This is a genomic window from Microbacterium sp. CGR1, assembly GCF_001266755.1.
Lineage (GTDB): Bacteria > Actinomycetota > Actinomycetes > Actinomycetales > Microbacteriaceae > Microbacterium.
This window is the reverse complement of record NZ_CP012299.1, coordinates 734,600-748,117: the sequence shown is the minus strand read 5'-3', so window position 1 is coordinate 748,117 and position 13,518 is coordinate 734,600. Positions and strand designations below refer to the sequence as shown.

At 66.2% G+C, this 13,518-nt stretch carries 16 protein-coding genes and 2 tRNA genes; 8 read left to right on the top strand and 10 right to left on the bottom strand.

The window, feature by feature from the left end; translation table 11 throughout:
• Positions 1 to 3 precede the first annotated feature (3 nt).
• From ettA to AKG07_RS03480, 3 genes are all read right to left on the bottom strand, one after another.
• Positions 4 to 1,683 (bottom strand): energy-dependent translational throttle protein EttA, encoded by a 1,680-nt coding sequence (ettA, locus tag AKG07_RS03490; RefSeq protein ID WP_053096025.1) that lies wholly within the window; start codon positions 1,681 to 1,683, stop codon positions 4 to 6.
• 83 nt (positions 1,684 to 1,766) lie between these two features.
• Positions 1,767 to 2,270 carry a DUF6993 domain-containing protein gene (locus AKG07_RS17800; RefSeq protein WP_233277316.1) on the bottom strand — a complete coding sequence of 168 codons (504 nt, stop codon included), beginning with the start codon at positions 2,268 to 2,270 and terminating at the stop codon, positions 1,767 to 1,769.
• An 81-nt stretch (positions 2,271 to 2,351) separates the two neighbouring features.
• Positions 2,352 to 2,897, bottom strand: coding sequence for a single-stranded DNA-binding protein (locus AKG07_RS03480; protein WP_053096024.1), 546 nt, complete (start codon positions 2,895 to 2,897; stop codon positions 2,352 to 2,354).
• 202 nt (positions 2,898 to 3,099) lie between these two features.
• Here AKG07_RS03480 and AKG07_RS03475 point away from each other — a divergent pair, with 202 nt between their 5' ends.
• On the top strand, positions 3,100 to 3,369 hold the full coding sequence (locus AKG07_RS03475; RefSeq protein ID WP_053096023.1) for a hypothetical protein: 270 nt from the start codon (positions 3,100 to 3,102) through the stop codon (positions 3,367 to 3,369).
• Positions 3,370 to 3,393: 24 nt separating this feature from the next.
• Here AKG07_RS03475 and AKG07_RS03470 read toward each other — a convergent pair.
• A tRNA-Arg gene (locus AKG07_RS03470) sits at positions 3,394 to 3,469 on the bottom strand.
• Positions 3,470 to 3,528: 59 nt separating this feature from the next.
• Here AKG07_RS03470 and orn point away from each other — a divergent pair.
• From orn to AKG07_RS03440, 6 genes are all read left to right on the top strand, one after another.
• Positions 3,529 to 4,155: an oligoribonuclease gene (gene orn / locus AKG07_RS03465; RefSeq protein ID WP_053096022.1), complete on the top strand. Its 627-nt coding sequence runs from the start codon at positions 3,529 to 3,531 to the stop codon at positions 4,153 to 4,155.
• Between the two features lie 36 nt (positions 4,156 to 4,191).
• Positions 4,192 to 4,267, top strand: a tRNA-His gene (locus AKG07_RS03460).
• Between the two features lie 125 nt (positions 4,268 to 4,392).
• On the top strand, positions 4,393 to 5,022 hold the full coding sequence (locus AKG07_RS03455; RefSeq protein ID WP_053096021.1) for a LysE family transporter: 630 nt from the start codon (positions 4,393 to 4,395) through the stop codon (positions 5,020 to 5,022).
• Between the two features lie 36 nt (positions 5,023 to 5,058).
• Entirely contained in the window at positions 5,059 to 5,406 is a 348-nt protein-coding gene (locus tag AKG07_RS03450; RefSeq protein ID WP_053096020.1) for a metallopeptidase family protein, read from the top strand.
• Positions 5,403 to 5,696 (top strand): ATP-dependent Clp protease adapter ClpS, encoded by a 294-nt coding sequence (gene clpS, locus AKG07_RS03445; RefSeq protein WP_053096019.1) that lies wholly within the window; start codon positions 5,403 to 5,405, stop codon positions 5,694 to 5,696. The genes AKG07_RS03450 and clpS overlap by 4 nt, the downstream gene beginning before the upstream one ends.
• Positions 5,693 to 6,184 carry a DUF2017 family protein gene (locus AKG07_RS03440; protein ID WP_053096018.1) on the top strand — a complete coding sequence of 164 codons (492 nt, stop codon included), beginning with the start codon at positions 5,693 to 5,695 and terminating at the stop codon, positions 6,182 to 6,184. Before clpS ends, AKG07_RS03440 begins: the two co-directional genes overlap by 4 nt.
• A 1-nt stretch (position 6,185) precedes the next feature.
• Here the strand turns inward: AKG07_RS03440 and AKG07_RS03435 are convergent, their stop codons facing one another.
• Genes AKG07_RS03435 through gatC form a run of 6 tightly spaced genes read right to left on the bottom strand, consistent with a single transcriptional unit; the run spans position 6,186 to position 11,737 of the window.
• Positions 6,186 to 6,767 (bottom strand): hypothetical protein, encoded by a 582-nt coding sequence (locus AKG07_RS03435; RefSeq protein ID WP_150115065.1) that lies wholly within the window; start codon positions 6,765 to 6,767, stop codon positions 6,186 to 6,188.
• The gene (locus AKG07_RS03430) at positions 6,751 to 7,068 is read right to left on the bottom strand and encodes a hypothetical protein (RefSeq protein ID WP_053096016.1); all 318 of its coding nucleotides are present in this window, start codon (positions 7,066 to 7,068) and stop codon (positions 6,751 to 6,753) included. The genes AKG07_RS03435 and AKG07_RS03430 overlap by 17 nt, the downstream gene beginning before the upstream one ends.
• A 37-nt stretch (positions 7,069 to 7,105) precedes the next feature.
• Positions 7,106 to 8,362, bottom strand: coding sequence for a DNA polymerase IV (gene dinB / locus AKG07_RS03425; protein ID WP_053096015.1), 1,257 nt, complete (start codon positions 8,360 to 8,362; stop codon positions 7,106 to 7,108).
• Between the two features lie 47 nt (positions 8,363 to 8,409).
• Positions 8,410 to 9,924, bottom strand: coding sequence for an Asp-tRNA(Asn)/Glu-tRNA(Gln) amidotransferase subunit GatB (gene gatB / locus AKG07_RS03420; protein WP_053096014.1), 1,515 nt, complete (start codon positions 9,922 to 9,924; stop codon positions 8,410 to 8,412).
• Positions 9,924 to 11,441: an Asp-tRNA(Asn)/Glu-tRNA(Gln) amidotransferase subunit GatA gene (gene gatA / locus AKG07_RS03415; protein WP_053096013.1), complete on the bottom strand. Its 1,518-nt coding sequence runs from the start codon at positions 11,439 to 11,441 to the stop codon at positions 9,924 to 9,926. Before gatA ends, gatB begins: the two co-directional genes overlap by 1 nt.
• A complete protein-coding gene (gene gatC / locus AKG07_RS03410; protein WP_053096012.1) occupies positions 11,438 to 11,737 on the bottom strand; it encodes an Asp-tRNA(Asn)/Glu-tRNA(Gln) amidotransferase subunit GatC in 300 nt (99 codons plus the stop codon). The genes gatA and gatC overlap by 4 nt, the downstream gene beginning before the upstream one ends.
• A 67-nt stretch (positions 11,738 to 11,804) precedes the next feature.
• Between gatC and AKG07_RS03405 the strand changes: the two genes are divergently transcribed.
• Positions 11,805 to 13,505: a long-chain-fatty-acid--CoA ligase gene (locus AKG07_RS03405; protein ID WP_053096011.1), complete on the top strand. Its 1,701-nt coding sequence runs from the start codon at positions 11,805 to 11,807 to the stop codon at positions 13,503 to 13,505.
• Positions 13,506 to 13,518 lie beyond the last annotated feature (13 nt).

Genomic DNA, 13,518 nt, shown 5'->3' with positions numbered 1-13,518 from the left:
CGGTCAGTCGCGCGTGAGCTTGCGGTGCGTCGAGCGGTGCGGCTTCGCCGCGTCTGCACCGAGGCGCTGGATCTTGTTCTCCTCGTACGCCTCGAAGTTACCCTCGAACCAGTACCACTGGTCGGGCTTCTCGTCGGTACCCTCGTACGCGAGGATGTGCGTCGCGATGCGGTCGAGGAACCACCGGTCGTGGGTAATCACGACTGCACAGCCGGGGAACTCGAGCAGCGCGTTCTCGAGGGAGCTCAGCGTCTCGACGTCCAGGTCGTTGGTGGGCTCGTCGAGCAGCAGCAGGTTGCCGCCCTCTTTCAGGGTGAGGGCCAGGTTCAGTCGGTTGCGCTCACCACCGGAGAGCACACCGGCCTTCTTCTGCTGGTCCGGTCCCTTGAAGCCGAACTTCGAGACGTACGCGCGCGAGGGGATCTCCGTCTTGCCCACGGTGATGAAGTCGAGCCCGTCGGAGACGACCTCCCACAGCGTCTTGTCCGGGTCGATGTTCGACCGGGACTGGTCGACGTAGCTGATCTTGACCGTCTCACCGATCTTGAGATCGCCCGCGTCGAGCGGCTCGAGGCCGACGATCGTCTTGAACAGCGTCGTCTTACCCACACCGTTCGGGCCGATCACGCCGACGATGCCGTTCGGCGGAAGGCTGAAGCTAAGGCCGTCGATGAGCGAACGCCCGTCGAACCCCTTCTTCAGGTTCTTCGCGTCGATGACGACACTCCCGAGTCGGGGACCCGCCGGGATCGTGATCTCCTCGAAGTCCAGCTTCCTGGTCCGCTCTGCCTCGGTCGCCATCTCCTCGTACCGCGCGAGACGTGCCTTGGACTTGGTCTGACGGCCCTTCGCGCTCGAACGCACCCACTCGAGCTCCTCCTTGAGGCGCTTGGCGAGCTTGGCGTCCTTCTTGCCCTGGATCTCGAGGCGTTCGCCCTTCTTCTCCAGATAGGTCGAGTAGTTGCCCTCGTACCCGATGAGCCGACCACGGTCGACCTCGGCGATCCACTCGGCGACGTGGTCGAGGAAGTACCGGTCGTGGGTGATCGCGATCACCGCGCCCTTGTACGCCTGCAGGTGCTGTTCGAGCCAGAGCACGCTCTCGGCGTCCAGGTGGTTGGTGGGCTCGTCGAGCAGCAGAAGATCGGGCTTCTGGAGCAGGAGCTTCGCCAGCGCGACTCGGCGCTTCTCTCCACCGGAGAGAGGCGCGATGGCGGCATCGGCCGGCGGCGTGCGGAGGGCGTCCATCGCCTGCTCGAGCTGCGAGTCGAGGTCCCAGCCATCGGCTGCATCGATCTCTTCCTGCAGTGTGCCCATCTCGGCCAAAAGCGAGTCGAAGTCCGCATCCGGGTCGGCCATCAGCATCGAGATCTCGTTGAAGCGGTCGACCTTCGCCTTGATGGCGATGCCGTCCTGGATGTTCTCGATGACGGTCTTGCTCTCGTCGAGCTCGGGCTCCTGCATCAGGATCCCGACGGAGAAGCCGGGAGACAGCTTCGCCTCGCCGTTGGACGGCGTGTCCATGCCGGCCATGATCTTGAGGATCGTCGACTTGCCGGCGCCGTTCGGACCCACCATGCCGATCTTGGCACCGGGGAGGAATGCCATGGTGACGTCATCGAGGATGAGCTTGTCGCCCACCGCCTTGCGCGCACGAACCATCGAGTAGATGTACTCAGCCACCGAAAACCGCTCCTTCTGTTGGCGTCGAAGATCGACACTCCAGCCTACCGGCGATCGCAGGGCTCGCTACCGGAGCCGCCGTATCACCAGTCGATTGCCCGCGTCGCACCGACGAGACAGCGTCCCTCTGCGAGCTGGGGCATCACGACGGCGACGGGCTCGCCGGTCGACGGTCCCACCTGACCGACGAGGCACTCCGCGTCGCCCCAACGCACCGCGAACTGCAGGCTCTCGACCGGGTTTCCGACCGTCGTGACGTCTGCGGTCACCTGCATGGCGGCCTTGTCGAAGCCGGCCGCTGTCAGGGCATCGATATACGCGCGGCCGGAAACCCTCTGCTCGGATGCCCATACGCCGTCGGTCACGGCTGCGAAGAGCGGCAGGTTGTCCTCCGCACTGCCGTCCGCCACGAACACGGGACCTGCCGGAGATGCCGACGGCCCCGGCGACGCAGCGGCGTCGGTCGGACCCAGTGCCGGTGCGGGCGAGGCTGTCGGACCGCACGCCGTCAGCAGCAGCACCAGAGTCGTGCCGATGCCGACTGCGATCGCTGAACGCGGTGCGGAGGAGTCCGGTCGTCGAAGCACGAACCGAGTCTACGGGCGTCCTCCTCCGCACGCGTCCGGCTCACCACGATCGAGTGCGTCGGACGCAGTCCTCACCCGCCCTCAGGACGCACCGGAACCTGAGGGAAACGAACCCACGAGGTCGCTGCCTGATCCCGCAGGCTCGGCGTCGTTCGCGGCCCACGACGTGTCGATGTCCTTCATCTCATCGCTCGAGCCCAGGCTCCCCGCGTCGTCGCTGACCGCATCCGACGGCGCCGCGCCACCTCGCGGAGGCGCGTCGACGGTCGATCTGGAACTACGGCGATACGCGGTCGTGCCCCAGCGGAGGTCGTGGCCGATCGCATCCGCGTCGATGTCGACGCTGGTCCCCTGCTTGCCGTTGTTCTCCCATGCGCGGATCTTCATCCTCCCGGTGACGATCACGCTGTCGCCCGCCCGCAGCGAGGCCTTAGCATGCTCTCCCAACTGGCGAAAAGCCGCGACCGAATACCAGTTCGTGACCACGTCGATCCAGGTCCGCGTCGATTCGTCGAACCGCCTGTGAGTGCTGGCGAGTCGGAAGTTCGTGACAGGGATCCCGCTGGTCGTGCGCCCCTGGGTGGGATCGGTCGCAACGTTTCCCACGATCGTCACTGTGTCGTACATGTTCGCTCCTCTGTGCCCGGAACGTGCGTCCGGCTCGCTACAGAGTGCGCGACGGCGGTGCTTCCTGCGCACGCGGAACACCAGATCCTGAACAACCAGAATCGACGTCCGCATGTGCAGAAGAACTGCGCTTGCCGCCGCATCATGCCACCCGCGCAATGTCGGTGGTCGGTCATACGTTCGAATCAGGAAAGGAGATTCGATGTCCGCCACCCTGATCACGTCCGTCCCCGAGGTTCCCCACGCGACGCCGCGGCTGTCGGCGAAGAAGGAGCACCTTGTGCGCGCCTCAGCCCATCTCTGGCGGGTGCAGGACGCGAAGGACCGGGTCCTCGGGCATCTGCGCCTCGTCCCGGATCCCCTCGGGGTCAGGTATCGGGCGGAACGCCTCCACCTCGCCACGTCGTCTTTCCGACTCGTCGGAGACTTCTGGAGCGCAGACGATGCGGTGGCCGCGCTGCGGAACGGATGAGCCTCCGCACACGGGCCCAGGCGATGGTGCCCCCGGCAGGATTCGAACCTGCGACCAAGAGATTAGAAGGCTCCTGCTCTATCCCCTGAGCTACGGAGGCGCACAGAACTACCGTACCGCGCCCGACTCGGATGTCGGAGCCGTCGATAGGATGGCGACATGGTATCTGCCTCAGAGAACGACCGCCTCGTCTGGATCGACTGTGAGATGACCGGTCTCGATCTCTCCGTCGACGAGCTCGTCGAGATCGCCGTCGTCATCACTGATTTCGAACTGCGTCCGGTCGATCCCGGCTTCCAGATCGTGATCCGACCGAGCGACGCAGCACTCGAGAACATGAACGACTTCGTGACGAAGATGCACGAGTCGTCCGGGCTGATCACAGAGATCCCGCATGGCGTCTCGCTGGCCGAGGCCGAGGAGCAGACGCTCGCCTACATCAAGCGGTTCGTCCCCCTCGAACGCAAGGCTCCGCTCGCAGGCAACACCATCGGCACCGACCGCATGTTCCTGGCGAAGTACATGAGCCAGGTGGACCAGTGGCTGCACTACCGCAACGTCGACGTCTCCAGCATCAAGGAGTTGTCGCGTCGGTGGTACCCGCGGGTGTTCTTCCAGGCGCCGGCGAAGGACGGCGGACACCGCGCCCTCGCGGACATCCTCGAGTCGATCCGAGAGCTGCGGTACTACCGTGAGGCGGTCTTCGTCGACGAGCCCGGACCGTCGAGTGACGACGCTCGCGACATCGCCACTCGCACCGTGTCAGAGTTCACCCCGAACATGTAATAGACTCGTCTGGTTGCCAATCGCGATTGGCACATGGTGGGTATAGCTCAGCTGGTAGAGCGCTGGCTTGTGGTGCCGGATGTCGCGGGTTCGAGTCCCGTTACTCACCCCACTCAGAAGAAGGTCCGAGTCGAGAGACTCGGACCTTCTTCTGTTCTCCTCGTCGGATGACGCCTCGGTCCTCAAGCCCAGGCGGCCGTGATCGAGAGCACGCTGAGCTGCCCCTAGGATTGCGGGGTGTCGCTCGCCGTGTGGTTCTCGCTTCTGACCGCCTGCGTGGTGATCAGCTTCACGCCGGGCGCCGGTGCCATCAACACGATGTCGAACGCTCTGAGTCAGGGCTGGCGCCGATCGATCTGGGGCATCCTCGGGCAGCAGCTGGCTCTCGTCCTCCATGTCGTGATCGTCGCCGCGGGCCTGGGGCTTCTCGTCTCGCAGTCCGAAGTCCTCTTCAACGTGATCAGGTATGCCGGTGCGGCGTACCTGGTCTTCCTCGGAATCCGACTGATCCTCACGAGGCCTCGACGTGCCGCCGATGAAGACGGGACGGTCGTCGACCTGCACGAGGGCCACTGGTCGATGATCAGACGCGGATTCTGGGTCAACCTGCTCAATCCCAAGGCGATCGTCTTCTTCCTCGCCTTCATCCCGCAGTTCATCCGACTGGACGAGCCCCAACTCCCCCAGTACCTCACTCTCATCGGCACCGTCATCATCGTCGACATCGTGGTGATGTGGGGATTCTTTGCCACAGCGGCCGGACCGTTCCGCAGGCTCACGAGATCCTCGCGGGGGCAGCGGACGCTCAACAGTCTCTTCGGCGTCCTCTTCATCGCCGTCGCGGGCCTCCTCGTCTTCCTCCACTGACACGCAGCTCCCCCAGCCGGCAATAGGCTGGAGCTGATGGAGATGGATGCAGCGGACTTCGAAGAGCTCGTGATCGACGAGCTCGATCGCCTGCCCGACGAGATGGTCGACGGGCTGGAGAACGTGGTGTTCGTCGTCGAGGATCGTCCGGAGGATGGAAGCCTCGACCTGCTCGGACTCTATGACGGCTTGGCCCTGACGGAGCGCACGCAATACGGCTCCGGGGAGCTCCCGGATCGGATCGTCGTCTATCGCGAGTCTCATCTGGCCGCCTGCGACAGCGATGACGAGCTTCGCGACGAGATCCATACGACCCTCGTGCACGAGATCGCGCACTTCTACGGCATCGACGACGAGCAGCTCCACACGCTGGGGTGGGCATGAGTCCCCTCGCTACACCTGACATCGACGAACAGCTCGATCTCTCGGCCGCCCCGCTCGAGCCCTGGGAGGTCGTCGTGTGGAACGACCCGGTGAATCTGATGAGCTACGTCGTGCGGGTCTTCCGCACCTATTTCGGATATTCGCTCGAGCGAGCCACGATGCTGATGCGACAGGTGCACCACGACGGTCAGGCCATCGTCGCTACGGGCCCGCGCGAGACGATGGAGGTGCACGCGCAGGCGATGCACGACTACGGCCTCTGGGCGACCGTCCGAAAGGCTTCGAGGTGACCGACCTGACCGTACGGGTGCGGATGGCCCGCGTCGAGGGTGCGCAGCTGGTGCACCTGGTCGACGACTTCCGTGAACTCGTGGGAGCGAACCGCGACGTCGAGGATCCCGCGATCGGTCGCCTGATTCCAGACCCCTATCCCGAAGACGAAGACTCGTCGCGCGCGTTCCGTGACGCGACCCGAGACGATCTCTTGGATCGACGCGCTCTGGACGCGGACATCGTCCGTACCGCACTCGCCGGGATGCGCGGGGACCTCGGCGACATGCCCCGGGACGAAGCCTTCGCAGAGCACGATCTCGACATCCCCCTGTCTGATGTCGACGCGTGGATGCGCACGCTCACCGCCCTCCGACTCGTCATCGCCGAGCGTCTCGGCATCCAGACCGATGACGATCATGATCCCGACGACCCGAGGTACGGCGTCTACGACTGGCTCGGATATCGTCTCGAGCTGACTGTCGAAGCGGCGGACCGCCTCCTCTGAGCTACGGCACTTCGACGACCCTGGTCGCCAGGGAGCGGGGATCATCGCGCGCGATGTGATCGCTTTCCTGCCGCGCCCACTGCTCCCAATGAGGCCGGTACGTCTCCCCATCCCGCGCCAGAGCCCGCGCCTTGCGGCCGGTTTCGGCGGACTCGATCCAGACGCGCACGTCCGCGATCACCGCAGTGGCCGGCGTCAGTATCCCGCTCCCCTCGATGAGCACGCCCAGCGAGGGGTCTACCGCGTGAGTCTCAGCCTCGGCGCCCTTCGCCCAGTCCCAGCGTCGCCACTCCCCGAGGTACCCGCGACCATGCGGACGCAGAATACCGTTCAGTGCTCGCTCCACTCCGTCGCTGAGGCCGTCCCAACCGGGGTAGATGGAGTCGAGAGCGACGAGCTGCACCCGTCCGGCGATCGGCCAGCGCTGGACGAGCATCCGGGCGAGAGTCGTCTTACCGGCACCGCTGCGACCGTCGATGAGGACGACCGGATTGGCCGCAGACAGCATCCGGATGTCCTCGACGATCTGGGTCGCTGCGCGCTCGAGCGCGACAGCGACCGGGTCGTCACTTCTTGAGTGCACGGATGATGCGAGAGAGCGCGCGCCCGGTGACCCAGATGAACGGCACGGCGACGACGAGCAGCGTCACGATGTTGGGCTCGAATCGGAGTCCCTCCTCGCGGCGGACGTAGACGCCGACCGGCACGGAGACACCGCCGCCACCACCGCCTTCGGCGCCGTCACCGCTGCCTCCGCCGAAGCCGGAGTAGGTGAAAGCGACAGGAGTGATGCTCACTCCATCGACATCCTGCTGTTCGCCGTACGCGCTCTTCACGCCGAACGCGGCGGCCTGCTTTCCGAGTTCCAGTGCAATGTTGGGCATGGCTCCACGCTAGTCCAGGAATCGTCCGCGACAAGCGTCAATCCAGTCCATGGGCCTTGGGATGCTGGGCAGCGCCGCGGCCGTCACCGCGCCCTATGTGGCGCGCTCGACTGATCGTGGCGCTCCCGAACCGTGCCACGGCGTCGTCGACCGCGCCCTCGACGCGTCGCCAGTCCTCATCGTCGTCCCACAGGCCGAACCCGCCACCGCCGGCGGGGCGCAGCTTCTCTGCGCGCACCCCGACGAGCCGCACAGGATCGCGTCGCTCGATCTGATCGAAGAGCGTCTGAGCCGCTTCGCCGATGCGCTGCCCCACCGCGGTGGGTTCCGGGAGCGTCTGTGAACGGCTGATGGTGCGGAAGTCGTCGAACCTGATCTTGATGGCGACGGTCGAGGTCTCCCACTCTGCTTTCCGCAGACGCGCCGCGACGCGGTCCGCGAGTCGCAGCAGCTCAGCCCTGAGGAACGATCGGTCCATGATGTCCGTGTCGAAGGTCTCCTCGTGCCCGATGCTCTTCTCCACCCGCTCGGTCTCGACTGCACGGGGGTCCTCCCCGCGGGCGAGTTCCGAGAGCCGAGCGCTCAGAGCCGGTCCGACGGCACGGTCGAGAATCGCCTGCGACGAGGTGCGGATGTCCCGCACTGTGCGAATTCCTCGTCCCTCCAGCGCTTCGGCGGCTTTCGGGCCCACACCCCACATCGCACGCACTGGGCGCGGATCGAGGAAGTCCTGGGTTTCCGATGCGGCGATGACCAGCATCCCGTCAGGTTTCGAGATCGTCGAGGCCATCTTCGCCACATGCTTGGTCGCAGCGACGCCGACGCTGCAGGTGATCCCGACCTCTTCTCTGACTCGCTCGCGAACGAGGTGCGCGATTCTCGCAGGGCTTCCCCACAGACGTCGGACTCCCCGCACATCGAGAAACGCCTCGTCGACAGAGAGCGGCTCGACGAGAGGCGTGAACGACTCGAAGATCGCCATGACCTGTCGCGAGACGGCGTGGTATCGATGGAAATGCGGAGGGACGATGCGCGCAGAAGGACACAGGCGCAGAGCCTGAGAGACCGGCATAGCTGCGCGAACGCCGTAGCGACGAGCCTCGTACGATGCGCTCGACACCACCGAGCGACCGTCAGGCGCTCCGATGATCAACGGCAGTCCTCGCAGGCTCGGATCATCGAGCACCTCGACGGCCGCGTAGAACGCATCCATATCGACGTGCAGGATGCTCGTGCCGGTGTCGTCGGCATCCGCGGACGACACGATGCGCCCTCTGCCGTCACCGTGACCCATGACACCATTCTCCCCCGGGCCTCGGACATGAGGCCCGGGGGAACCGGTTACTGCGCAGCGCGCTCGAGGACGAGTTCGCGGACACGGGCGGCGTCCGCCTGGCCCTTCATCGCCTTCATCACAGCGCCGATAACGGCCCCGGCGGCCTGGACCTTTCCGTCCTTGATCTTGGCCAGCACATCGGGCTGCGCTGCGAGTGCGTCGTCGATCGCTGCGATCAGCGCACCGTCATCCGAGACGACCGCGAGTCCGCGGCCGTCGACGACCTCCTGAGGCGTGCCCTCGCCCGCAATGACGCCCTCGAGCACCTGACGCGCGAGCTTGTCTGTGAGCGTTCCAGCGTCGACGAGTTTCTGCAGGGCCGCGACGTTCTCCGGCGAGACCAGCTCGGTGACGTCCTTCTCCTGTGAGTTGGCGAGGCGCGTGATCTCGCCCGTCCACCACTTCCGGGCCGTCGCCGGAGTCGCGCCGGCGGCGATCGTCGCTTCGACGACCTCCAGCAGCCCTCCATTGCGCACGTCCTGGAACTCCAGGTCCGTGAAGCCCCACTCGGCCATCAGACGGCGTCGACGGGCGACGGGCTGTTCCGGGAGCTCGGCACGCAGGGCTTCGATCAGCTCTGCTGCAGGCTCCACCGGCAGGAGGTCGGGCTCAGGGAAGTAGCGATAGTCGTCCGCATCCGACTTCGGACGACCGGGCGAGGTCGTCCCGGTGTCCTCGTGCCAGTGTCGCGTCTCCTGAGTGATGGTCCCGCCATCGGCGAGGATCTGCGCCTGACGCTGGATCTCGTACCGGACGGCACGCTCGACCGAGCGCATCGAGTTGACGTTCTTCGTCTCGGTGCGGGTGCCCAGCTTCTCCTGTCCGCGGGGACGCAGCGACACGTTCGCGTCGCAGCGCAGGTTGCCTCGTTCCAGACGCGCCTCGGAGATCCCGAGGCTGCGCACGATGTCACGGATCGTCGCGACGTATGCCTTGGCGACCTCGGGGGCGCGGTGCTCGGTGCCGAAGATCGTCTTCGTCACGATCTCGACGAGCGGCACACCGGCGCGGTTGTAGTCGACGAGCGAGTATTCGGCTCCCTGGATGCGTCCGGTCGCGCCACCCATGTGGGTGAGCTTGCCGGCGTCCTCCTCCATGTGGGCGCGCTCGATGGGGATCTGCACGATCGTGCCGTCCTCGAGCTCCACCTCGACGGAACCCTCGAACGCGATCGGCTCGTCGTACTGGGAGATCTGGTAGTTCTTGCCGAGATCCGGGTAGAAGTAGTTCTTCCGGGCGAAGCGGCTCGACGGTGCGATCGAGCATCCGAGAGCGAGACCGAGACTGATCGACGAACGGATCGCCGTCTCGTTCACGACCGGGAGCGATCCGGGCAGGCCCAGATCCACCGGCGCGATCAGCGTGTTGGGCTCGGCGGCGTGGTAGAGCTCGTTCGCCGGGTTCGGCGCGTCCGAGAACATCTTGGTGTGCGTGTTGAGCTCGACGTGGACCTCGAACCCGAGCACGGGCTCGTACAGTTCGAGCGCTTTGTCGAAGTCCATGAGCTTGGCGGTGGCCATCAGCGGGTCCCTCCCACGAGCTGGGGTGCACGCGTGAGAAGCGGCGCTCCCCACGAATCGACGAGCAGCGTCTCGACGGCGGCGCCCACCTTGTAGAGTCGCGCATCCTCCCGGGCCGGTGCGATGAACTGGATGCCGACGGGCAATCCGTCTTCCGACGCGAGTCCGCTGGGAACCGAGATGCCGGGAACGCCCGCGAGGTTGACGGGAATGGTCGTGATGTCGTTCAGATACATCTGCAGCGGATCGTCGATCTTCTCGCCGATCTTGAACGCAGTGGTCGGAGCCGAGGGCGTCGCGATGACGTCGACCTCCGCGAAGGCGTTCGCGAAGTCCTGCTGAATGAGCGTGCGCACCTTCTGAGCACTGCCGTAGTACGCGTCGTAGTAGCCGGCCGACAGCGCGTAGGTGCCGAGGATGATGCGTCGCTTCACCTCGTCGCCGAACCCGGCGTCACGCGTGGCGGACATGACGTCCTCGACGGTGGGGGTGCCGTGGGGCGTGACGCGCAGGCCGAAGCGCACCGAGTCGAACTTCGCGAGGTTGCTCGACGCCTCTGCAGGCAGGATCAGGTAGTAGGCCGCGACGCCGTACTCGAAGTGCGGAGCGCCGATCTCGACGATCTCCGCGCCCTGCGCCTCCATCATCGCGAGCGCGCTGCGGAACGATTCCGCGACACCGGGCTGGAACCCGCTGTCCGGCAGCTCTCGGATGACACCGACCTTGAGCCCCTTGAGCACGTCACCGCGCGCGCCCTCACGGGCCGCGTCAGCGAATGAGGGCCACACGTCACGCAAAGACGTGGAGTCCTTCGGGTCGTGCCCGCCGATCGCATCGTGCAGGAGACCCGCGTCGAGCACTGTACGCGTGACGGGTCCGACCTGGTCGAGGCTGGAGGCGAGTGCGATGGCCCCGTAGCGGCTGACGCCGCCGTAGGTCGGCTTGACGCCCACCGTGCCGGTGACATGAGCAGGCTGACGGATCGAGCCGCCGGTGTCGGAGCCGAGTGCCAGCGGAGCCTCGAAAGCGGCGACTGCTGCCGCCGATCCGCCGCCGGAACCGCCCGGGATCCGGTCGAGGTCCCACGGGTTGCGGGTGGGACCGTAGGCGGAGTGCTCTGTCGAGGACCCCATGGCGAACTCGTCCATGTTGGTCTTGCCGAGCGGGATCAGCCCCGCCGCGCGCGAGCGGGCGACGACCGTGGCGTCGTACGGCGAGCGGTAGCCCTCGAGGATCCGCGAGCCGCTCGTCGTCGGCTGGTCGGTCGTCACGAGGACGTCCTTGATCGCGAGCGGCACGCCGGCGATCGGGCCGAGCTGCTCACCCGCCGCACGCTGGGCGTCGACAGCGGCGGCCGCCTCGAGCGCACCCTCGTTGATGTGCAGGAAGGCATGAACGTCGCCGTCGACGGCTGCGATGCGGTCGAGGTGAGCGCGAGTGGCCTCGACGCTCGAGATCTCGCGGCTGGCGAGCTTGTCGGCAAGCTCCGCCGCAGTCATGCGGATGATGTCGCTCACTGCTCTTCTCCCAGGATCGCGGTGACGCGGAATCGGCCGTCGGCCTGATCCGGCGCGTTCTGGAGCACCTGCTCGTGTGTGAGGGTCTCGCCCACCACATCGGGACGGTAGACGTTGCTCAGCGGAATCGGATGACTCGTCGCTGCGATGTCGGGGCCTGCGACCTCCGACACCTTCGCGATGTTGTCGACGATGGCATCGAGCTGGCCCGTGAGTCGGGACACCTCGTCGTCGTTGAGCTGGATGCGCGCGAGCACGCCGAGATGACGCACGAGATCAGGGGTGATTTCAGACACGGCCCCAGTCTAGTTGCCGTGCTCACCGGGTCCCTGCAGTCCGGCGAAGCCGCCCTATGCTGGGCGGGTGAGCTCGTACCAGCCTCCTCGCCCATGGATCGCCAGCTATGCCGCAGGCGTCCCGGAAGACCTCTCCCCCGTGTCCGGATCGCTGGTCGACATCGTCGCCGCGTCCGCCCGCGACTACCCGGATGCCCCCGCCCTGCAGTTCTTCGGTCGTGAGACGTCGTACTCAGAACTGCAGAATGCGATCGACCGAGCAGCCGCAGGACTGCGCGACCTCGGCGTGCGGGCGGGCGATCCCGTGGCGATCGTGCTTCCGAACTGTCCGCAGCACATCGTGGCGTTCTACGCGGTGCTCCGTCTCGGCGCCGTCGTCGTCGAGCACAACCCGCTCTACACTCCGCGTGAGCTGCGGAAGCAGTTCGAGGACCATGGCGCGAAGCACGCGATCGTGTGGAACAAGGTCGTCGCCACGGTGCAGGAGTTCCCCGCCGACCTCGCCGTGACGAACCTCATCTCCGTCGATGTGACGCGCGCGATGCCCCTCCTCACTCGTGTGGCGCTGCGGCTGCCGGTGGCCAAGGCCCGTGAGTCTCGCGCCGCTCTGACCGAGAAGGTGCGAGGAACCGTCACCTGGGACTCGCTGGTGCAGTCCGCCCCGATCCCTGCCGCGCACCCGAAGCCCGCCACCGACGACCTCGCGATCATCCAATACACGTCCGGCACGACGGGAACCCCCAAGGGCGCCGCCCTGACCCACGGCAACCTGCTCGCGAACGCCGCGCAGTCGCAGGCATGGGTTCCGTCGATCCAGCGCGGCAAGGGCTGCGTCGTGTACGCGGTGCTGCCGATGTTCCACGCATACGGTCTGACGCTCTGCCTGACGTTCGCGATGTCCATGGGTGCGCGCCTGGTGCTCTTCCCGAAGTTCGATCCGGATCTCGTGCTCGACGTGATGAAGAAGCACCCCGCCACCTTCCTTCCCCTCGTACCCCCGATCGCCGACCGCCTGCTGTCGGCGGCGAAGGCGAAGGATGTCTCGCTCGACGGCATCGAGGTCGCGATCTCCGGTGCCATGGCTTTGCCGCACGAACTCGTGGTGCCGTTCGAGGCGGCGACGCATGGCTTCCTCGTCGAGGGGTACGGACTCAGCGAGTGCTCCCCCGTGTTGATGGCGAACCCCGTAGCTGACAACCGCGTGCCCGGCACCGTGGGACTTCCTCTTCCGGGAACCGAATGCCGCGTCGTCGATCCCGAGAACCCGACCGTCGACGTTCCTGAAGGATCCGCGGGTGAGCTCCTGGTGCGCGGACCCCAGGTGTTCTCCGGCTACTACGGCAAGCCGGAGGAGACGGAGGCCGTCTTCGTCGACGGCTGGTTCCGCACCGGTGACATCGTGACGGTCGATGAGGCGGGTTTCATCCGGATCGTCGACCGCATCAAGGAGCTGATCATCACCGGCGGCTTCAATGTGGCCCCCACCGAGGTCGAGAGCGCTCTGCGTCAGCATCCTCAGGTCGTGGACGCTGCCGTGGTCGGTCTGCCGAGCGACCACTCCGGCGAGGAGGTCGTCGCCGCGATCGTCGTCGACGCGGGGGCAGACGTCGACGTCGAAGCGATCCGCGAGTATGCGCGCAGCATCCTCACCCCGTACAAGGTTCCGCGACGTCTGTTCATCGTCGACGAGCTGCCCAAATCGCTGATCGGCAAGGTGCTGCGTCGCCAGGTCAAGGAGAGACTGCTCACTCTGACTTCCGGCTCCTGAGGGCGCCCTCACA